General features: G+C 39.4%; 19 protein-coding genes. 8 read left to right on the forward strand and 11 right to left on the reverse strand.

Features of this window, described 5'->3' with window-relative positions; all coding sequences use genetic code 11:
* Nucleotides 1–43: 43 nt before the first annotated feature.
* The 3 genes from lexA (at nt 44) to gltA (ending at nt 3670) form a co-directional block, all read left to right on the forward strand.
* Nucleotides 44–745, forward strand: a complete 702-nt coding sequence (lexA, locus tag ACTF5Q_RS00300; protein WP_438952744.1) for a transcriptional repressor LexA — start codon at nt 44–46, stop codon at nt 743–745.
* Between the two features lie 148 nt (nt 746–893).
* Nucleotides 894–2303 carry a glutamate--tRNA ligase gene (gene gltX, locus ACTF5Q_RS00305; protein WP_438952745.1) on the forward strand — a complete coding sequence of 470 codons (1410 nt, stop codon included), beginning with the start codon at nt 894–896 and terminating at the stop codon, nt 2301–2303.
* A 71-nt stretch (nt 2304–2374) separates the two neighbouring features.
* The gene (gene gltA / locus ACTF5Q_RS00310) at nt 2375–3670 is read left to right on the forward strand and encodes a citrate synthase (protein WP_438952746.1); all 1296 of its coding nucleotides are present in this window, start codon (nt 2375–2377) and stop codon (nt 3668–3670) included.
* 14 nt (nt 3671–3684) lie between these two features.
* Here gltA and ACTF5Q_RS00315 read toward each other — a convergent pair whose 3' ends face one another.
* The 7 genes from ACTF5Q_RS00315 to ACTF5Q_RS00345 are packed head-to-tail and all read right to left on the reverse strand — an operon-like array spanning nt 3685 to nt 10208.
* A complete protein-coding gene (locus tag ACTF5Q_RS00315; RefSeq protein WP_438952747.1) occupies nt 3685–4461 on the reverse strand; it encodes an enoyl-CoA hydratase-related protein in 777 nt (258 codons plus the stop codon).
* A 45-nt stretch (nt 4462–4506) separates the two neighbouring features.
* Nucleotides 4507–4977: a cytochrome c-type biogenesis protein gene (locus tag ACTF5Q_RS00320; protein ID WP_438952748.1), complete on the reverse strand. Its 471-nt coding sequence runs from the start codon at nt 4975–4977 to the stop codon at nt 4507–4509.
* Between the two features lie 2 nt (nt 4978–4979).
* Nucleotides 4980–6944 (reverse strand): heme lyase CcmF/NrfE family subunit, encoded by a 1965-nt coding sequence (locus ACTF5Q_RS00325; RefSeq protein WP_438952749.1) that lies wholly within the window; start codon nt 6942–6944, stop codon nt 4980–4982.
* Between the two features lie 56 nt (nt 6945–7000).
* On the reverse strand, nt 7001–7441 hold the full coding sequence (ccmE, locus tag ACTF5Q_RS00330; protein ID WP_020044734.1) for a cytochrome c maturation protein CcmE: 441 nt from the start codon (nt 7439–7441) through the stop codon (nt 7001–7003).
* Nucleotides 7442–7451: 10 nt separating this feature from the next.
* A complete protein-coding gene (gene argC, locus ACTF5Q_RS00335) occupies nt 7452–8480 on the reverse strand; it encodes an N-acetyl-gamma-glutamyl-phosphate reductase (protein ID WP_438952750.1) in 1029 nt (342 codons plus the stop codon).
* 30 nt (nt 8481–8510) lie between these two features.
* On the reverse strand, nt 8511–9323 hold the full coding sequence (locus tag ACTF5Q_RS00340) for a glutamate racemase (RefSeq protein WP_438952751.1): 813 nt from the start codon (nt 9321–9323) through the stop codon (nt 8511–8513).
* A gap of 9 nt (nt 9324–9332) precedes the next feature.
* Nucleotides 9333–10208 carry a lysophospholipid acyltransferase family protein gene (locus ACTF5Q_RS00345; protein ID WP_438952752.1) on the reverse strand — a complete coding sequence of 292 codons (876 nt, stop codon included), beginning with the start codon at nt 10206–10208 and terminating at the stop codon, nt 9333–9335.
* A 173-nt stretch (nt 10209–10381) separates the two neighbouring features.
* Between ACTF5Q_RS00345 and ACTF5Q_RS00350 the strand changes: the two genes are divergently transcribed.
* Nucleotides 10382–11305: a LysR family transcriptional regulator gene (locus ACTF5Q_RS00350; protein WP_438952753.1), complete on the forward strand. Its 924-nt coding sequence runs from the start codon at nt 10382–10384 to the stop codon at nt 11303–11305.
* A 75-nt stretch (nt 11306–11380) separates the two neighbouring features.
* Here the strand turns inward: ACTF5Q_RS00350 and ACTF5Q_RS00355 are convergent, their stop codons facing one another.
* On the reverse strand, nt 11381–12124 hold the full coding sequence (locus tag ACTF5Q_RS00355; protein ID WP_438952754.1) for a maleate cis-trans isomerase family protein: 744 nt from the start codon (nt 12122–12124) through the stop codon (nt 11381–11383).
* A gap of 9 nt (nt 12125–12133) precedes the next feature.
* On the reverse strand, nt 12134–13285 hold the full coding sequence (locus ACTF5Q_RS00360; RefSeq protein WP_438952755.1) for a M24 family metallopeptidase: 1152 nt from the start codon (nt 13283–13285) through the stop codon (nt 12134–12136).
* 256 nt (nt 13286–13541) lie between these two features.
* Here ACTF5Q_RS00360 and purL point away from each other — a divergent pair, with 256 nt between their 5' ends.
* The 3 genes from purL to grxD all read left to right on the forward strand — a co-directional run bounded on the left by purL (nt 13542) and on the right by grxD (nt 16404).
* Complete coding sequence (gene purL / locus ACTF5Q_RS00365; RefSeq protein WP_438952756.1) at nt 13542–15701, forward strand: phosphoribosylformylglycinamidine synthase subunit PurL; 2160 nt, start codon at nt 13542–13544, stop codon at nt 15699–15701.
* 81 nt (nt 15702–15782) lie between these two features.
* Nucleotides 15783–16031 (forward strand): BolA/IbaG family iron-sulfur metabolism protein, encoded by a 249-nt coding sequence (locus tag ACTF5Q_RS00370; RefSeq protein WP_153691086.1) that lies wholly within the window; start codon nt 15783–15785, stop codon nt 16029–16031.
* Nucleotides 16032–16041: 10 nt separating this feature from the next.
* Complete coding sequence (gene grxD / locus ACTF5Q_RS00375) at nt 16042–16404, forward strand: Grx4 family monothiol glutaredoxin (RefSeq protein ID WP_153695685.1); 363 nt, start codon at nt 16042–16044, stop codon at nt 16402–16404.
* 23 nt (nt 16405–16427) lie between these two features.
* Here grxD and ACTF5Q_RS00380 read toward each other — a convergent pair whose 3' ends face one another.
* Nucleotides 16428–16808 (reverse strand): cell division protein ZapA, encoded by a 381-nt coding sequence (locus ACTF5Q_RS00380; protein WP_438952757.1) that lies wholly within the window; start codon nt 16806–16808, stop codon nt 16428–16430.
* Between the two features lie 5 nt (nt 16809–16813).
* Nucleotides 16814–17101 carry a hypothetical protein gene (locus ACTF5Q_RS00385; RefSeq protein WP_153695687.1) on the reverse strand — a complete coding sequence of 96 codons (288 nt, stop codon included), beginning with the start codon at nt 17099–17101 and terminating at the stop codon, nt 16814–16816.
* Nucleotides 17102–17302: 201 nt separating this feature from the next.
* On the opposite strand from ACTF5Q_RS00385, the gene tkt reads away from it, so the two are divergent.
* Nucleotides 17303–19321, forward strand: coding sequence for a transketolase (gene tkt, locus ACTF5Q_RS00390; RefSeq protein WP_438952758.1), 2019 nt, complete (start codon nt 17303–17305; stop codon nt 19319–19321).
* The last annotated feature ends 135 nt before the right edge of the window (nt 19322–19456 follow it).

Raw genomic sequence — 19456 nt, forward strand, 5'->3', positions numbered from 1 at the left:
AAGGAACATTAGTAGAACAAAGGTAAAAAATTGAGGATAAAGCATGCTTACACGAAAACAGCTCGATTTATTAAATTATATAAACAAGCATTTGAATAAAGACGGAATACCACCCTCTTTTGACGAAATGAAGGAGGCTTTGGATTTACGCTCAAAGTCTGGAATTCACAGACTTATAACCGCTCTCGAGGAACGGGGATTCATTCGAAGGCTTGCTCATAGAGCGCGCGCCATAGAAATAGTTAAACTGCCAGATTCACTAGAAACAAACAATAAAGTAACCAAACTAAGCCGCGTTTCCACCAAAAATCCGGCAAGCGATGAGGACGTAAACCCTCGAACTCTTTCCGAATCAGTTCATACTAGCGAGCTACCAGTAATGGGACGAATAGCAGCCGGAGTTCCCATTGAAGCTATAAGTCAAATTTCCCATAATGTAGCCGTTCCAGGGCACATGCTAAGGAATGGAGGGCAGCATTATGCGCTAGAAGTAAAGGGTGACTCCATGATTGAAGAAGGAATTAACGATGGGGATATTGTCGTAATAAAAGAAACAAAAACAGCAGTAAATGGCGATATTGTTGTAGCACTCGTGAAAGATAGTGAAGCAACATTAAAGAGATTTTTTTACAGAGGCGATGCAATAGCGTTGGAAGCAGCCAACCCGGCATATGAAACCAGAATACTGCCAAGTGGTGACGTAAAAGTCCAAGGGCGACTGGTCGGGCTAATAAGGTCTTACTAGTTGATTTAGCCAGAAAACAATCGTTCCTCGCAAATGGTTTTGAGTTAACATATGCCGTTGTAGGTCTAAGAAGACTTGCTTGTTCATTGGTATTATTAACTATAAGAACTGAGCATAATTACTTAAAAACAGCACAGAGGCGAAATTAATGTCCAACGTTGTGACACGAATTGCTCCATCTCCTACCGGCGATATGCATATAGGAACTGCCCGAACAGCTCTATTTAATTGGTTGTATGCCAGAGGTAGAAATGGAAAATTTTTACTTAGAATTGAAGACACAGACAAAAATCGTTCTACCGATGCTGCACAGGACGCTATCCTCGACGGAATGAAATGGCTAGGACTAGATTTTGATGGTGAGCCTATTAGCCAATCAAAGAGGGCACCACGTCACGTTGAGATTGCAAATAAGCTCTTGGAAACAGGCAAAGCATACAAATGTTTTTTAACAGAAACGGAGATCGATGACTTAAGAAATTTGGCAATTAACAATAAAAGTCCAAATGCTTTTCGAAGCCCTTGGAGAAATGCCTTACCAAGCACATTCCCAAAAAAACCTTTTGTGATAAGAATTAAGGCTCCAGAAAATGGGTTTACGATTATTAAAGATGAGGTTCAGGGAGATATTGTAATAAAGAATAGTCAACTAGACGATATGATCCTACTCAGATCTGACGGTTCGCCCGTTTACATGTTGGCTGTTGCAGTGGATGATCATGATATGGGTGTTACGCATATTATTCGAGGCGACGACCATCTGAACAATGCAGCCAGACAAAATTTAATTTATTCTGCATTGAATTGGGCAATTCCAGTTTATGCACACATTCCACTTATACATGGTGCAGATGGGAAAAAATTATCAAAACGTAACGCCGCAACAAGCGTGATTGAGTATAAAAAAATGGGCTATCCAGCAGCTGCAATGAGAAATTACCTTGCGCGTCTGGGCTGGAGCCATGGCGACGATGAGTTTTTTACTGATGAACAAGCAAAAACATGGTTTAATTTGCAAAGTATTGGGAAAAGTCCATCGAGGTTTGACTTTAAAAAATTGTCCAATATTTCAAAGTTGCATATAGCTAATACAGATAATGCTGCGCTGCTGCATGAGCTAACAGGATACTTGAAAGCTGTGGGTCAACCAGCCTTTTCACAGGCACAGTTAAACGGCCTTCTTAAGTCACTAGATTTCACAAAAAATGCTGTTAAGAGCTTTTCTGAACTAATTGAAAAAAATAGATTTATTCTTCAAGAACGACCAATTTGTCTTGACCCAGACATTGAGGGGAGAATCGAAGATTTACCTTTAAATGTTCTCAAAATATTGACGCCGCAACTGCAAAATGTTAGATGGGACCGGAACTATTTAGAAGAGTTGTTAAACCTCGTTTGTGAGCAGATTGAACTGAAGTTTCGAGATGTAGCTCCCATCTTAAGGGCAGCCCTTGCGGGAAGTCCTAAAACACCAAGTGTGTTTGATATGATGATAGTTCTAGGAAGAGTTGAAACTATTGAGCGGCTAATTGAGTTTGAAGATACGTATAAAAATTAAATTTAATTCACACCACGTCAGGATAATGCGGAGTTAAAGCATCAACTAGTTGCAGCATTTTGGAGGACATTATGGCTGGCAAATCAAAAACGGCAAAACTTATTATTGGTGCAAACGAGATTGAACTTCCTATTCATTCTCCATCAGCCGGCGCCAATGTAATTGACGTTACAACATTATACAATCAAGCAGGTGTATTTACATACGATCCTGGCTTTACCTCTACCGCTAGCTGTGACAGTACAATAACATTTATAGATGGATACAAAGGTGAACTGCTTCACCGCGGATATCCTATAGATCAACTCGCTGATAAGTCGCATTATTTGGAAGTATGTTTTTTACTTTTATACGGTTATTTGCCAACTGGGGCTGAGTTAGAAGATTTTGAGCACAGGGTCACAACCCACACAATGCTACATGAGCAGATGATGTACTTTTTCAGAGGTTTCCGTCGTGATGCTCATCCTATGGCGGTTATGACCGGCGTCGTGGGTGCAATGTCAGCATTCTACCATGACAGCACAGACATAACTGATTCTTGGCAAAGAGAAGTAGCATCAATAAGGCTTATTGCAAAAATGCCAACAATTGCCGCCATGGCGTATAAATACACAATTGGGCAGCCCTTTGTTTATCCCCTTAATAATTTGGATTATGCGTCAAATTTTTTAAGAATGTGCTTTGCAGTACCAGCCGAAGAATACCAAGTAAATCCAATTTTAAGCCGTGCGATGGATAGAATATTCACATTACATGCAGATCATGAGCAAAATGCGTCTACTTCAACGGTTCGTTTAGCAAGTAGCTCTGGTGCCAACCCATTTGCGTGTATCGCTGCAGGAATCGCCTGCCTTTGGGGCCCAGCACACGGAGGCGCAAATCAGGCGTGTCTAGAAATGTTGAAAGAAATTGGAACTGTCGATCGTATCCCAGAATATATTACGAGAGCAAAAGATAAAGACGACCCATTTCGGTTGATGGGATTTGGCCACAGAGTATATAAGAATATAGACCCAAGAGCTCGAGTACTAAAAAAGTCAGCAGATGAAGTATTAGAACTGCTTGGTATTGAAGATAATCCTCTCTTACAAGTCGCAAAAGAGCTGGAGAACATGGCTCTTAATGACCAATACTTTATAGAAAAGAAGCTTTTTCCTAATGTTGATTTCTATTCAGGGATTATCCTAGAAGCAATGGGCTTCCCAACCTCAATGTTTACTCCAATATTTGCAGTTTCTAGGACTGTTGGGTGGATATCGCAATGGAAAGAAATGATCGCAGATCCACAAGTAAAAATTGGACGACCTAGACAACTGTATCTTGGCGAAACCTTACGAGACTACGTAGACATAGAAAATAGATAGTCAAATAAGAGACCTTACCGCCCCTCAAATTTAGCATCTCTTTTTTCATGAAACGCTAAAACACCTTCCTGGAAATCACGTGTATTGCCGCATTTTTTTTGTAATTTAGCCTCAAGCTCTAACTGTTCATCTAAAGAGTTATTTAAAGATTTTCGCATTGCTGTCTTGATCCCAGTAAAAGCAACTGTTGGTCCATTGGAAAGATACTCTACTCTTGATTTTAGATGGATGTCATAATTATCATCTTCAACATATTCATATATTAATCCAATTTCCTGAGCTTCAGCGGCCATAATTTTATCCGCAAAGATTGAAGAGCCAATAGCTTTAGCCAAGCCCATAGCTCGCGGCAGGAAATAAGTGCCACCGACATCTGGAATTAAACCAATTCTACTGAAAGCCTGCACAAAATAAGCACTGGATTTCGCAATTACGATATCTGCTGCTAATGCCAAATTTGCCCCTGCACCTGCAGCCGCCCCATTTAAAGCAGTTACGGTTGGTATCGGGGAATTAACAATTGCACGTATTAATGGCTCATACTCATCTCGTAAAGTTCTCTCTAAATCTACTGACTGTAACGAGTTGCCATCGCCTAAATCTTGCCCCGAACAAAACGCGCTTCCCGAACCAGTCAGAACAACCACCCGTGCTTCCTTAGAATATCGAGTAACAGCATCCGTAAGCTCTGCCCTCATTTGTGAATTTAAAGCATTCATTACATTTGGCCTATTCAAAATAATAGTTGCCACAGAATTTTCGTATTCAACCAGTATATTTTCGTAATTCATAATTCAGTTAACCGTCTCTATCTTGTTGGAGTAAGTTAAATAGTCTCAATCACCCATAATCTCTTTTAATTTCTTCCGTTCTTCATCATTAAGCGGTGCAGTTAAATCATTTTGGGTCTTTGAGATGTTTCCAAGTTTTCTTACATAAAATACAGCTGTTAATACTGAAAAAAGTAAAAATAATGGGCCGAACCACCATAATAAATAATTCACACCGTCAATTCGCGGGCGTAGCAAGGCAAACTCTCCATAGCGATCAACTACAAATTTTATTACTTCATCATTGCTATCACCTGCCTGAAGTCGTTCCCTTACTAATACTCTCAAATCTCTTGCAAGAGCCGCATCACTTTCATCAATACTCTCGTTCTGACAAACTAAGCATCTCAAATCTTTAGAGATTTGCCTCGCGCGCTCCTCCAGCTTAGGATTAGCAAGAACCTCATCAGGTTCAACAGCATTAGCTATTGAGCACGTAGCTAAAGCGAAAATAAAAATTATTTTTTTAAAAATCATTTTCAGGCTTTTTTTATCTCAATTCTTGGGGTTGACTTTGCTCCTGCCGCTACTCGGTAGCGCCTATCCGATAATGATATCAATGCACCCAGAGCCATTATTATGCATCCAGCCCATATCCAATTTGCAAATGGTTTTATGTACGTTCTAACAGTCCATTTACCATCAAGCTGGCGGTCACCTAAAACTAAATAAACATCTCTGGTCAGCTTGTAATCTATGGCAGCCTCTGTTGTCGGCATCTGAGCAACAGGATAATTTCTTTTTTCCGGAAACAAAGTTGCTACAGCCTCACCATCCTGAACAACTTTAATGGACGCTTGAACAGAAAAATAATTAGGACCTGACAAATTCTCAACCGACTGCAAAGTAAAATCATAACCTGAAAAAGACCAAGTTTCACCAATACTTGCTGTGCGAATATCTTCACTTTCCCAAGCAACCAATGCTGAAATAGCAAATATCGTGGTACCAAATCCAACATGAGCAACAGTCTTTCCCCAATCGGAACGAGGTAAACGAAAGAGTCTCAACAAATTTCGATTTGATCCAGTTCGGCTATATAGATCATACAAAGCTCCTATTACTATCCACACTCCTAAAAACAAACCCATAGGGCCAAGTATAGTTTTTTGGGATTGTAACGCCCAAACAAAGCAGGCCAATAAAATAGCAAAGCTGATTGGTATCAAAAGCGATTTTAAAATTTTGTTTAATCTTCCCCTCTTCCAAGGAACCATCGCGCCTATTGGCAAGATTAACCCAAGCGCGACCATGAAAGGTGTAAAAGCAATATTAAAAAATGGAGGTCCAACGCTCAACTTTCTATCAAAAAATATTTCCGCAATATAAGGCCAAATCGTTCCAACAAAAACAACAAAAGCAGAAACAACTAACAAAATATTATTAGCAACCAGCGAGCTCTCTCTGCTTACGACAGAAAATACACCTTTTGCCTGAAGTGAATTAGAGCGAAATGCAAAAAGCGTCAAAGCACCGCCTACAAAAAAGCAAAAGATTAGTAAGATAAAGAATCCTCGTTCAGGGTCATTCGCAAAAGCGTGGACGGAGGTTAGTAAGCCAGATCTCACAATGAAAGTCCCCGTAAGTGAGAAACCAAATGCTAATATCGCAAGAAGAATTGTCCAACTTTTTAGGTTTTCGCGCTTTTCAACAACTATAGCAGAATGAAGAAGTGCTGCCGCACACAACCAGGGAATAAAAGATGCATTCTCTACCGGATCCCAAAACCAGAAACCTCCCCAACCTAATTCATAATAAGCCCACCAGCTTCCAAGTGCTATCCCTATTGTCAAAAAAAGCCAAGCTGCAAGTGTCCACGGCCTTACCCATCTTCCCCAAGCTGCATCTATTCTGCCTTCTATAAGAGCGGCAACTGCGAAGGAAAATGACATACTTAGCCCAACATAGCCCAGATACAAAAATGGAGGATGAAAAGCTAAACCTGGGTCCTGAAGTAATGGATTAAGATCTTGGCCATCGAATGGGATTGGGAAAATACGGAGAAATGGGTTAGAGGTAAAGACAATAAATATCAAAAACGCAAGTCCAACTGCTCCTTGAACAGAGAGAACTGTAGCCTTCAATCTAATCGGAAGATTACTTCCAAACCAAACAGCACTAGCTCCAAACAAAGCCAATATCAGTACCCACAAAAGCATAGAACCCTCATGGTTACCCCATACTCCACTAATCTTATACAACAGCGGTTTTAAAGAGTGAGAATTTAAAGCTACCAAACGAACGGAAAAATCTGAAGTTACGAAAGCATGTGTCAAGGCGCCAAAAGAAAGCGTTAAAAGAGCAAATTGTAAATTTGCAGCGGTCGCACCAAAGTTCATCATTCCATAACTATTTTTTCGAGCGCCCAGAAATGGAACAATACATTGCAAAAAAGCAACCAACATCGCCAATATTAAACAAAAATGACCTAACTCAGTAATCATGAACTATGAAATTCCTCGCTCAAAAATAATTAAGAGGGTTTCAGTACGTTAAATCATTATTTCGGTTCTTGATAAACCCCTTGTTCTTTAAGTGCGTCAATTACTTCAGCTGGCATGTAAGTTTCATCATGCTTAGCTAAGATTTCAGAGGCGTAAAATACTCCATCGGAAAATTTACCCATTGCAACCATACCCTGATTTTCTTCAAATAGATCGGGCAAGATCCCTGTAAATTTAACATTAACACTTTCATTACCATCCGTAACATTAAATGAAATGGTTTCACCAACACCTCGAAGCAAACTGCCCTCCTCCACCAGCCCTCCGATCCTGAATACCTCATTAGGGTTGGGTGTATTTTCAACAACTTGGGTAGGACTTTTAAAAAAATTAATCCCATCCTTCATCGCAAAACCTATCAAAATAGTAGCAGTTGCCAATGCAACGAACGCAATGCTGATGATCTGAACTCGGCGCTTTTTCTTCAAATTCTTCATTTTAACAAACTTATGGAAAACAAGGGACCATCTCCAGCCCCAAAGTCTCTTTTTCATTCAACATTAAATTGGCATTCTGTATGGCTTGACCACTACTACCTTTAGTTAAATTATCCAGAGCGCCAATTATGATAGTTTTATCTTGCTTACGATCTTGAACTACCCCAAGATAACAGTAATTCGAACCCCTTACGTCTTGAGTAGCCGGCATTTTACCGAACGGCAAAACATGTAAAAAGGGCTCATCAACATATCGCTGGCAAAGTGTATCATAAATCTCTTCTGACTTTCCCGTTACATAGGCAGTCGCAAGTACACCTCTATTTGCCGGGATAAGATGGGGAGTAAATTGAATTTGCACAGGCTGACCGGCAAGCAGTGAAAATTCCTGATCAAATTCTCCCAGATGTCTATGAATTCCACCCACCGCATAAGCCCTAATTCCCTCGGAAGATTCTGAGTGTAGCAAGTCTTCTCTCATTGCACGACCTGCACCTGAAACCGCACATTTCATATCTAAGATAATATTTTCCAAATCAATTACATTTGAACTAATAAGTGGCCGTAATATATACTGACCGAGGGCTGCATTGCACCCAGTGCCTGCAACAAGATTTGCGCCTTTAATCCGCTCGCGATAAAATTCTGTTAAACCATAAATGGCTTTTTTTTGAAGTTCCGTCTCAACATGTTTCTCTTTATACCATTTTTCATAATCATTAACGTCTCTCAAGCGAAAGTCTGCACTCAGATCTATGACCTTAAGACTTTCGGGAAGTTGACCAATAACTTGCTGACTTGTCTTATGGGGCAAAGCACAAAAACATAGGTCAATTCGTTCGAAATCTGTTTCTTCAAGTTTTGTTAAGTATGGAAGTTCCATATGGGATAGATGTGAAAATATGTCCGACATTGACGAACCAGCTCTAGTATTCCCGACTAGTGCTGTTACTTCCATTTTTGGATGCGTCTCGATTAGCCTTATAAGCTCAGCGCCTGTGTAGCCAGATGCTCCAATTATTGCTAATTTATGCTTCATTCATACTCTCTTTTTGCCAAAACTTAAGATTTAAAAGCGTTCGAAGTCAATCTTACGTTTTAAAAACTGTGTTGCGCGGTCCGAAACCTTCTTGGGGTCCCCGGTAGTGATAAATTTAGAAGCTGTGGCAGCTCCTTTCATATTAGGGTGTCTCTCCAAGTAATCCTGTAAACTTGCTGCCACTAGGCTTGCCTGAGAGAAAACCTTGACATCGGGCCCCAAAGATTCCTTAAAACTCTTTTCTAGAAGTGGATAATGCGTACACCCGAGTATTGCCGCTTCAGGAAAAGGCATTTTTCTTTTTAATGCATCGACATGACTACGGACCAATGCCTCAGCAAGTATTAGATCACCATCTTCAATTGCATCCACAACCCCTCCACATGCCTGGGCTTCTACGTCAACACCAATTGCACGAAAGGCAAGTTCGCGTTGAAAAGCTCTGCTTGAAACGGTGGCTGGAGTAGCAAATAGAGCAACATTTTTTACAGAAACCTCTCGTGGCGGCGAATTATCTCCCCAGTTGCGCTCTGTTAAAGCCTCAATTAATGGAACGAAAACACCTAAGCATCTCTTACCATTTGGTAAAAACTTTTCTTGTATAGATCGCAGTGCTGCAGCTGAGGCTGTATTACACGCTAGAATAACCAAATCACAGCCTTCATCCCACAATTTTTCTAATCCAGTAGTAGTTAATTTGTAAATATCATCAGAGTCTCTTACTCCATAGGGTGTATTAGCGTTATCACCGTAGTAAATAAAACATTGGCTCGGCATTCTATTTGAGACTGCATCAAGAATAGTCAATCCACCAAGCCCTGAGTCAAAGATGCCTACTGCCATATAAAATACCTACATATTTCGATGCTTGCTTCCAAACTCATACCCATATTCAAAAGTTTGATTTTTATTTGGTGATAATTTATACGTTTCTCTTCTCAAAAAATCCATCATGCCGACCGGATCGTTTTTATATGATTCTAATATATTTCGCGAAACTGGCTTACCTATTACTAAGCTTACAGACTTATCTAAACGCAACTTGCATTCGCGCATTAATAAGCCAGCCCTCAATGCAGAGTGAAAGTGACTGGCTAATTGAAATATTCTACTAGTGCTGCCATCAAAAAAAATAGGCATGACAACAGCGTTTGATTTCAAAATCATTTTAGCAGTGAATGATCTCCAAACTGGGTCAGCTGGTTCAGAAAATAATCTAGATGAAGTGGATACTGTGCCTCCTGGAAATATTCCAATTGCCCCCCCCTGCGACAAATGCTTGAGGGCATTTTTTCTTGTTCCCAAGTTTAGTAGTATCGCATCACGATCATTTTTAAATGAAATAGGAAGAATAGTGTCTTTTAAATGCTGTGCTTTGTTAAAAATATCATTTGCAACAATTTTAAAGTTTGCACGACATTGTGCCAGAATGGATCCAATGACTAAACCATCCAAAATTCCGTATGGATGGTTAGCGACTACGATCAAAGGCTCCCGACTAGGAATGTCGCTAATGTCACCCTGCATTACGTCTATTGTAACTCCATAAACTTCCATGATTGAGTGCCAAAAGACTTGCATAGAATTCAAGTTAGGTAGCCATCTTTTAGAGCTTTTTCGCAAAGCCAACCTACCCGTAGTGTTCTCTAAAACCCTTGTAAAGGATCCACCTAATCCACTAGTTGAAGAGTGTGCATAACTTATATAGTAACAAAATTTTTTATTCATAACGATCTACATACATTGTTGTTACTTAAGGCCCCTATATTAATAAGAATAAATTATCCAGTGGTATTGAGAGCAACACTTAATTCATAGGAAATTTTTATATCAAGCAATACTTAATTCATTGAAACTTAAGAGATTTAGTTTACAAATATCAAAAAAATATTGAGATACTTATGGACTGGGATAAACTTAGGATTTTTCATGCAGTGGCGGATGCCGGCAGTTTAACGCACGCAGGAGATACACTTCATCTATCGCAGTCGGCAGTAAGTCGTCAAATAAGATCACTTGAAGAAAGCTTAAACACCATTTTGTTTCATCGACACGCTCGAGGTCTAATTCTCACAGAACAGGGCGAGTTATTATTCGATGCAACAAAATCTATGTCAAAAAGAATAGATGCAGCCTCTGCCAGAATTAAAGATAGTGAGGAGGAAATATATGGAGAACTTAGAGTAACTACTACAATAGGTTTTGGGTCATTGTGGTTGGCTCCTAGATTACCAAAACTTTACGAGGCCTATCCACAACTCAAAATTGATCTGATGCTTGAAGAACGAGTGCTTGACTTGCCAATGCGGGAGGCAGATGTAGCAATCCGAATGAAAGAACCTAGCCAAGCCGATTTAATCAGAAAACGGCTCATGACTGTTAAAATGCGCTTGTATGCTTCTCCGCGATACTTATCGCAGAACGGTGAACCACAAACTTTAGACGACTTGAAAAAGCATAGACTTATTTGTCAAAATCCTAAGTCTGCACAGGTTGGCGCAGGATTAGAACTTGTTCAAAACTTAATAAAATATGATCTACCCTCAATGCTGACCGTTAATAATTATTTTGGAGTTTTACAGGCTGTAATTCATGACCTAGGGATTGGTGTTTTACCAGATTATGTCACACAGGACTTTGACGGGGTACAGAGAGTTTTGCATGACGTAGAATCTGTTGAGGTACCTGTTTATTTAGCTTACCCAGAAGAACTACGTCATTCAAAAAAAATAGAAACCTTTCGTGATTTTGTCCAAGACGAAATTATAGAACACCGAAAAAAAATTAAATTGGAGCAAGAAAAGGTTAAATTGCAAACATCTTGAAATATTTTTGAGCTTGCCAGGCTGATACACTTAAGTTCGCTTAAATTTTATATTTACCCTCTTAATTTTGCAGATCTAACTTTTACTTAAAAGTTTACCATAACCTCTAAGATTATGATCAATGTGGGCAAGACGTAACATCTGCCAAATTAAGACTTGGTTTGACGAAAAACAAATGCAACCACATTTTTTTTCAATTTCTTCTATAATAGTAAATGTTTGAAGGTTAGTGCATGAAATGAATATTGCCGACTGTCCCGAATATAGCTCATTTACTGCATCAACTATTGAAGTTGGTCTTATCCTCGCTACACTCGCTTCGTTTTTTTCATCAAAACTAGCTGTTACGGTTGTTCTAATCCCATTAGAATTAACCTCCTCAATTAAATGCTCAGAAACATCGCTAACATAAGGTGTCAAAAACAAAAGATCATTTATTTTCATTTGCTTGCAAGCGGCTATTAAAGCTGAGATAGGGTTGCAAACCTCCTGTGCAACACATCCCTTTCTAATCATATCTGAAACAACTTTAGAGCCGATTATACTCGAAGCGCTGGTACAGGCGTAGCCGACAACATTAAATCTAATTTTTTCAGGAAACAAACTTGCAGCTTCCGACAGTTCTTTCTTCATGGCCATTAAGCCATCCTTAGATACTTCACTATTACTAGGAATGCGACTCACGTGAAGCGCCAAATCCAACTTTGATATTAGCTGCCAAAACTCGTATTCAATGGTTTCATCAGCTTGGAGCACAATTAAGCCAAGTTTAGCCTTAGAGCCTATAGGCAAACCGATTTCGTAAGAAACTTTCCGCACTAGATTTCTCTAAATTACAGGTATTGTTGGATTACATTGAGGACTAATTTGTTCTGGACCATTTGCCGTAATTAAAAAATTATCTTCATGAACTAATATCTTTTCGTCATCTATATCTATTATTGGCTCAAGTGTAACGACCATACCTTCTTGTAATATTGTTTCATCATATTTTGAAAAGGAAGGCCATTCTGTAAGCTGCATACCCAACCCATGACCTAAACGGCCAGAGCTATTTTTTCTTTTCTTATTTTCTTGAAGAATTGCATTCATTGCAAAAAACACCTGTTTCGCAGTATTTCCGGGGATGAGCATATTTTTACCAGCCTCCGTTGCCTCTTGCAATCGATCCCAGTTAGAGCTCAGCCTATTGGAGATCTCAGTTACACCAAAATTTCGGTTATAGTCACAAAAATAGCCATCATAAACAACCCCAGTGTCTAACATCAAAACATCTCCTGCTACTAATGGTGCATCTTTAGCAGGAGATATAACATCAGAATATCCACCCTGCTCTGATGCACCAGCCAAATAAGATACCCAGTCAGCACCCTCATCTAAACACAAAGCTTGAAAATCTCTAAAAACTTTCGAGAGTTGGACACCACTACCTGCAACCTCATTTATTCGAGAAAATGCACGTCCAGCAATTGCAGCGGCTTGGCTGATTTTTTCAACTTCTGCTTGAGATTTAATTAATCTCAAATTTTTAACTATTTCACAGTCACTTACAAAGTGAAGTTTATCTAGCGACGACCTTATTTGATTGAAGTAAACGAGTGGCATACGCAACAATGTTTCTGGACCTGACGGAAGGCCAACTTTTCCATTTTTTGGAAGAAATTCAGATAAAATATCTTGCAACAATGAAATACCCTCGTCGGAAACATTTGGACTTTCCCAAGAACGAATTTCACCAGACCAAGTTTTTTTTAGTAAATGTACTCCGATAGATGGCACTATAGTTATTGGCGGATAATTGGCAAAAATTAGCAAATACCATGGCCTCGTCGGACTTTCCCAAAAACGAGTTAAAAATCCTGTAAAATAGCGAAAATCCGCCTCATTTGTTACCAATAGGCAATCAAGATCAGACTTTTGTAATAAAATTTGGGCCTTAGACAATCTAGCATTAAACTCATTAGGAGTGAAACCACGCATTTTGTAATCCCCTAATAAAAAACTTTTTATTTAAATCTATAAGTTCCAAAAACTGTTTCCATTCGATAATCGTTCAAAACTTAAAAATACTTGTACTAAAAACTTTTAAAAAGTTTTTAACTTTTATTCGTTTGTACCTCAATAAATTACACCATTTATTAAGCACATCGACCTAAAAACCCTTATCATAAAAACCTTTCCATTGCTCTCACTTTATCAATCCATTACTAGAAACAGCAACAAATCAAGGAATAAAATGTTAGAGCCTGCAATCACATCGGAACTTATAGAAAGTCATGGCCTTAACTCTAGCGAATACGACCTTCTGCTGGAAATTATCGGTCGAAATCCAACATTTACAGAACTGGGGATATTTTCTGCGATGTGGAATGAACATTGTTCATATAAATCATCTAAGAAATGGCTACGATTACTTCCAAAGAAGGGTGAAAATGTAATCTGCGGGCCTGGTGAGAATGCTGGAATAGTAGACATTGGGGACAATCAAGCTGTTGTTTTTAAGATGGAAAGCCATAACCACCCAAGTTACATAGAGCCACATCAAGGCGCTGCAACTGGCGTTGGAGGAATACTCAGAGACGTATTTACAATGGGCGCACGTCCCATAGCAGCTATGAACGCCTTATCATTTGGGGAAATAAACCATCCAAGAACGAAAGAACTAGTGCACGGTGTTGTAGAAGGCATCGGTAGTTATGGAAATTCGTTTGGAGTTCCCACTGTTGGGGGAGAAATCCGATTTAATAAATCATATAATGGAAATTGTTTGGTAAATGCTTTTGCAGCTGGTTTAGTTGATCACAATATGATTTTTTACTCTGCAGCATCTGGAGTTGGAATGCCTGTGGTTTATCTAGGTGCAAAAACAGGGAGGGATGGTGTCGGCGGAGCAACAATGGCATCTGCTGAATTTGACGACACAATTGAAGAAAAAAGACCTACTGTTCAAGTGGGAGATCCTTTTACAGAGAAAAGACTCCTTGAAGCTTGTTTGGAACTAATGAAGACAGATGCAGTTGTATCAATTCAAGATATGGGTGCTGCAGGGTTAACATGTTCTGCGGTAGAAATGGGTGATAAGGGAAACCTTGGAATTAAACTCAACTTAGATCTCGTTCCAACACGCGAGAAAAATATGACAGCATACGAGATGATGCTGTCAGAATCCCAAGAGCGGATGCTTATGGTTCTTAAACCCGAGAAAGAAGAGCAAAGTCGAGCAATATTTGAAAAGTGGGACTTAGACTTTGCAATTATAGGAGAAACTATACCTGAGGACTTATTCATTATTGAACATAATGGAGAAATAAAGGCTCAAGTTCCATTAAAAGCTTTATCTGGAAATTCGCCGGAATATGACCGTTCTTGGAAAGAACCACCAAAAGTAAAGCCTTTGCAAGTTATAAAAAGCTTCAGCCCACTTGAGGGTTTGCTATCCCTGATAAGTTCTCCAAACTACTGCTGCAAGAAATGGGTTTATCAACAATACGATAGTCAGGTAATGGCTGATACAGTAATTACCCCTGGGACTGGATCAGGTATGGTTAGGGTTCATGGAACGAATAAAAGTTTAGCATTTACGGCCGATGTGACACCACGATACGTGAAAGCTGATCCGTTGGAAGGCGGGAAACAAGCTGTAGCTGAAGCATTCCGTAATCTATGTGCGGTGGGAGCAAAACCCATAGCATCAACAGACAACTTAAATTTTGGTAACCCAGAAAAACCTGAAATTATGGGACAAGTTGTCCTCGCTATAAAAGGTATCGCAGAGGCGGCTGAAAAACTGGAAATGCCGATAGTCTCGGGCAACGTAAGCTTATATAATGAGACGGACGGCGAGCCAATACTACCTACCCCAACAATTGGTGCAGTAGGACTAATAAATGAAGACGAAGAACCAATATTAAACTCTGTTATCTCAGGTGACCTTTTGCTGGTTGTTGGAGATACTTTTGGGCATTTAGGGCAGTCTGCAATTGTTGATGAAATGTTTAATTTGCAAGATGGCTCTCCACCCCAAGTAGACTTGATGGCTGAAAAACAGAATGGTTATTTCATATTGAACAATAGGCACCTCATAAATGCTTGCACTGATTTATCAGATGGTGGCATCGCACTGGCAGCATTTGAATTAGCTGAAAAGGGAAATCTTGGCATGGAAATCCAAACTTCAGATCCAGCTAAACTTTTTGGAGAAGATCAAGCTCGATATCTTATTGCATGTAATTTTGATCAAGCTGAGTTACTTTTTGTCAATGCAAAGAAAGCTAAAGTGTCAATTGAAAATATTGGAACGCTTGGTGGTGATAAAATCAAATTTGGAGACTTTTATTCAGACAAAGATGAAATTTTTAGCAAGTATCGAAATTCTTTTGCTGAAATTTTTAACTAATCACCTAGATTTGTCTCTATAGATTTTTTAGGCTTGTTCTTAGGTGAAAAGAATATTTAAGATGCCGTAAGGAGATTTGAAATGGCTATGCAGGCAAATGAAATTGAGAATATGATACGCGAGCAATTTCCAAATGCTAGTATTACAATTACTGACCTGGCAGGAGACGGAAATCATTATTCTGCAGAGGTTATTGATGAAAGTTTCAAAAATATGAACCGTGTACAGCAACAAAGGGCAGTTTATGCTGCCTTAAAAGGAAAAATGGATGGTTCAAATGGCGAGTTACATGCATTGGCGCTAACAACCAAGGCCCCATCTGATAGTTAAAGGAACAATAATGTCTGAAGTAAACGAACAAATAAAAAAAACCATCGAGGAAAACAACGTTGTCTTGTACATGAAAGGCAATAAATCTATGCCTCAATGCGGCTTTTCGAGCAAAGTAGCAGGTGTTCTAAATTACATTGGTGTCGACTATGAGGACATAAATGTACTCGCGGATGAAGTAGTTAGACAAGGAATAAAAGACTTTTCTGACTGGCCAACAATTCCGCAGCTGTATGTCAAGGGAGAGTTTGTAGGCGGGTGTGATATAATTACAGAGATGGCTTTATCAGGCGAACTCGATAGTTTATTTGAGAAAAATGGTATTGAATTTGATAAAGACGCAGCTGAAAAAATCCGCGAAGCAAACGCCTGATTACCACTTCGTATTTTAAAGAATTACTGACTAGAGGTTAATTTAGCGACGCTTTCTAATCGCTTAGCAGTCTTAGCCAGAAGGTCAGAAATATCATTAGCAAACGCTGGCTTACTATCGGAGGCAGCTTTTGCAGCAGATATCGATTTCTCTAAGTCTATTTCTTTCTGTTCAATTTGCTTTTCTCGCTCATTAATCGACTTCTCTAGATTTATCATTCTATCAGCCAACATTAAACCTGCCATCAGCAACATGCGAGACTCCGACAATCTACCTAACTGTGAAACCAATTTTTGTGACTCAGAATTTAACAAATTTGCAGCGTCAGTGAGAAAATTTTCTTCACCCTCTTGGCAAGCGACTTGAAAATCTCTGCCTCCTATTGATAGCTTAATTTCAGGCATAGACTTTATTCTCCAGAATTTTCAACAACTTCAGTTAATCTTTTGTAGAGTTTTTTCACGGTTTCTCGCTCTTCTTCTCTTTCAGCTAATAAAGATTGCAGCTCCGTACTATGCTTAGCTTTTAATTCTTCAATTGCTGCTTCAAGCTTTTTATTCTCAATTGAAAGTTTCTCTAACTCTTCATTAGCGGGTTCACTACCAACACGAGAATTTCTGGAATATAGAGATACTGAGCGCTCAATTTCGTTTAACGCCAACTCTATTCTACGCTCTAAATCGACTATTTGCTCCATATATTACCCTTTAATCAAGTCCTCTAGGATATATTACTGATATACAATATTTTATAAACCTGTTTGGAAATTTTTCATAGATTAAGTTTTCTTATTCAAAAACTTTTAATCATTATCAGCAGCCCTCACTGTTCACTTGAACTTCGCAATACTCATGTTATGCATTGACATGGATTAATCTGCTGAAGGACTCGGTCTTCGATGGAAATTGAAAAGCTTCGAAAACTTCACCCTCAACACTGGGAGAAGGCTAACGCCATACGTGTTTTAACACTGGACGCTGTAGCGGCTGCAAATTCTGGCCATTCTGGCATGCCAATTGGGATGGCAGATGTTGCTACGATTTTGTTCGAAAAACATCTTAAATTTAGCACCGCACAACCTAACTGGCCAGATAGAGACAGATTTATTTTATCTGCAGGTCACGGATCGATGCTTCTTTATAGTGTTGCATATCTTTGTGGCTATGCTGATTTTGACATAGATCAACTAAAGAATTTTAGGCAGCTTGGTAAAAAAACTGCAGGCCATCCAGAGAATTTTCTATCAGATGTTATAGAAACAACTACCGGTCCATTGGGACAAGGGATAGCAAATTCGGTGGGATTCGCTATTGCCGAAGAAAGCCTTCGCGCAAGATTTGGGCAAAACATTATTGATCACCATACTTTCGTAATTGCCGGTGACGGGTGTTTGATGGAAGGCGTCAGTCAGGAGGCTATCAGCCTTGCAGGACATTTACGTTTACACAAACTTATCGTTTTTTGGGACAACAACAATATCACGATAGACGGAACTGTAGATCTTACAGATTCAACCGACCAAAAAACACGCTTTGAGGCCTCCGGTTGGGAGGTTATAGAGATAGACGGTCATGATCCTGAAGAAATTGATAGTGCAATTTCAGCTGCAAAAAAGTCTGAAAAACCTACAATGATAGCTTGTAAAACCCATATAGCGATAGGCACAGCAGCACAGGACACATCAAAGGGTCATGGAGCTTTAACCGATCCAGAACTAATTAAAGATGCGAGAGAAGTTTATCAGTGGAGCCACAAACCATTTGATATTCCCAAATCGATTAAAGAGCAGTGGGAACAAGCAGGTCTCGAGGGAGATAAGGCATTCCAAAGATGGCGGTCTCACCTAGAAAGTTTATCAAATTCAAAACGAAAGGAGTTTGAAAGAATTTTTAGCGGAGATGCTCCAAAAAAACTGACCTCGGCTATTCGTAAATTCAAGAAAGAAAGTAGCGCGGCATCACCCACAATAGCGACAAGAAAATCAAGTGAACTGACACTAAATGCAATAAACAGCTTTATGCAGGAAACGATAGGAGGCTCAGCAGACCTTACCGGATCAAATAATACTAAATCAAACGATATGAAAATATTTGATAAAAACAATCGGAAAGGTCGTTATATACACTACGGCATTCGAGAACACGCCATGGCTGCTGCCATGAATGGTATGGCTCTTCATGGAGGCATTAGACCGTACGGCGGAACATTTATGTGCTTCACTGATTATGCACGACCGGCAATGAGACTTGCCGCACTTATGAAAATACCAACTATTTTTGTTATGACCCACGACAGTATTGGGCTTGGAGAAGATGGCCCCACACATCAGCCGGTAGAGCACCTCGCTATATCCCGTTCTACTCCAAATACATTAGTATTTAGACCTGCTGATACAATTGAAACTGCTGAATGTTGGGAAATAGCTTTATCAATGAAGAATACGCCATCAGTTTTGGCGCTGTCTAGGCAAAATCTCCCCACTGTTAGACAAAAGCACCAGTTTGCAAACTTAGTATCTAAAGGTGCATATATTTTGGAAGAAGCATCAAAAAACCGACGGGTTATATTAATTGCGACCGGATCCGAAGTTTCTATTGCCTTGCAAGCACGCGAATTACTTGAAGATAAGGGAATAGGGACCAGGGTAGTATCTATGCCTTGCATGGAATTATTTTCACAACAAGACGAAACCTATAAAAGACGCATATTACCTGCCGGCCAAGCAATTAGAATTGGTATCGAGGCCGGTGTTAGAACTGGTTGGGATGAATGGTTGTTAGGTCATAGAGCGAGAGCAAACAAATCTTCATTTGTAGGTATGAAAAGTTTTGGCGCATCTGCTCCTGCTGAAGTTTTGTTTAACCATTTTGGCATTACACCAGATAGAATTGCCTCAGAAGCTATAAGTCTTTTGTAATGTGATCCCGTACCTAAACCTCAGTATTATTTTTCTCTCGGTATAGAATAGTTTGCGCTAACTGTTTGCGCAAACATGTAATTTTACCGCTAACATACTAATTTTAAATAAAAATATTGTTTTTATTACTAATAA

Source organism: Candidatus Salinivivens marinus (assembly GCF_965655845.1).
Classification (GTDB): domain Bacteria; phylum Pseudomonadota; class Alphaproteobacteria; order Rhodobacterales; family Rhodobacteraceae; genus Salinivivens; species Salinivivens marinus.

What these genes read in the sequence shown, in the direction of transcription:
- lexA (WP_438952744.1), top strand. Translation starts at nt 44, where the DNA reads ATGCTTACACGAAAACAGCTCGATTTATTAAATTATATAAACAAGCAT.
- gltX (WP_438952745.1), top strand. Translation starts at nt 894, where the DNA reads ATGTCCAACGTTGTGACACGAATTGCTCCATCTCCTACCGGCGATATG.
- gltA (WP_438952746.1), top strand. Translation starts at nt 2,375, where the DNA reads ATGGCTGGCAAATCAAAAACGGCAAAACTTATTATTGGTGCAAACGAG.
- ACTF5Q_RS00315 (WP_438952747.1), bottom strand. Translation starts at nt 4,461, where the DNA reads ATGAATTACGAAAATATACTGGTTGAATACGAAAATTCTGTGGCAACT.
- ACTF5Q_RS00320 (WP_438952748.1), bottom strand. Translation starts at nt 4,977, where the DNA reads ATGATTTTTAAAAAAATAATTTTTATTTTCGCTTTAGCTACGTGCTCA.
- ACTF5Q_RS00325 (WP_438952749.1), bottom strand. Translation starts at nt 6,944, where the DNA reads ATGATTACTGAGTTAGGTCATTTTTGTTTAATATTGGCGATGTTGGTT.
- ccmE (WP_020044734.1), bottom strand. Translation starts at nt 7,441, where the DNA reads ATGAAGAATTTGAAGAAAAAGCGCCGAGTTCAGATCATCAGCATTGCG.
- argC (WP_438952750.1), bottom strand. Translation starts at nt 8,480, where the DNA reads ATGAAGCATAAATTAGCAATAATTGGAGCATCTGGCTACACAGGCGCT.
- ACTF5Q_RS00340 (WP_438952751.1), bottom strand. Translation starts at nt 9,323, where the DNA reads ATGGCAGTAGGCATCTTTGACTCAGGGCTTGGTGGATTGACTATTCTT.
- ACTF5Q_RS00345 (WP_438952752.1), bottom strand. Translation starts at nt 10,208, where the DNA reads ATGAATAAAAAATTTTGTTACTATATAAGTTATGCACACTCTTCAACT.
- ACTF5Q_RS00350 (WP_438952753.1), top strand. Translation starts at nt 10,382, where the DNA reads ATGGACTGGGATAAACTTAGGATTTTTCATGCAGTGGCGGATGCCGGC.
- ACTF5Q_RS00360 (WP_438952755.1), bottom strand. Translation starts at nt 13,285, where the DNA reads ATGCGTGGTTTCACTCCTAATGAGTTTAATGCTAGATTGTCTAAGGCC.
- purL (WP_438952756.1), top strand. Translation starts at nt 13,542, where the DNA reads ATGTTAGAGCCTGCAATCACATCGGAACTTATAGAAAGTCATGGCCTT.
- ACTF5Q_RS00370 (WP_153691086.1), top strand. Translation starts at nt 15,783, where the DNA reads ATGGCTATGCAGGCAAATGAAATTGAGAATATGATACGCGAGCAATTT.
- grxD (WP_153695685.1), top strand. Translation starts at nt 16,042, where the DNA reads ATGTCTGAAGTAAACGAACAAATAAAAAAAACCATCGAGGAAAACAAC.
- ACTF5Q_RS00380 (WP_438952757.1), bottom strand. Translation starts at nt 16,808, where the DNA reads ATGCCTGAAATTAAGCTATCAATAGGAGGCAGAGATTTTCAAGTCGCT.
- ACTF5Q_RS00385 (WP_153695687.1), bottom strand. Translation starts at nt 17,101, where the DNA reads ATGGAGCAAATAGTCGATTTAGAGCGTAGAATAGAGTTGGCGTTAAAC.
- tkt (WP_438952758.1), top strand. Translation starts at nt 17,303, where the DNA reads ATGGAAATTGAAAAGCTTCGAAAACTTCACCCTCAACACTGGGAGAAG.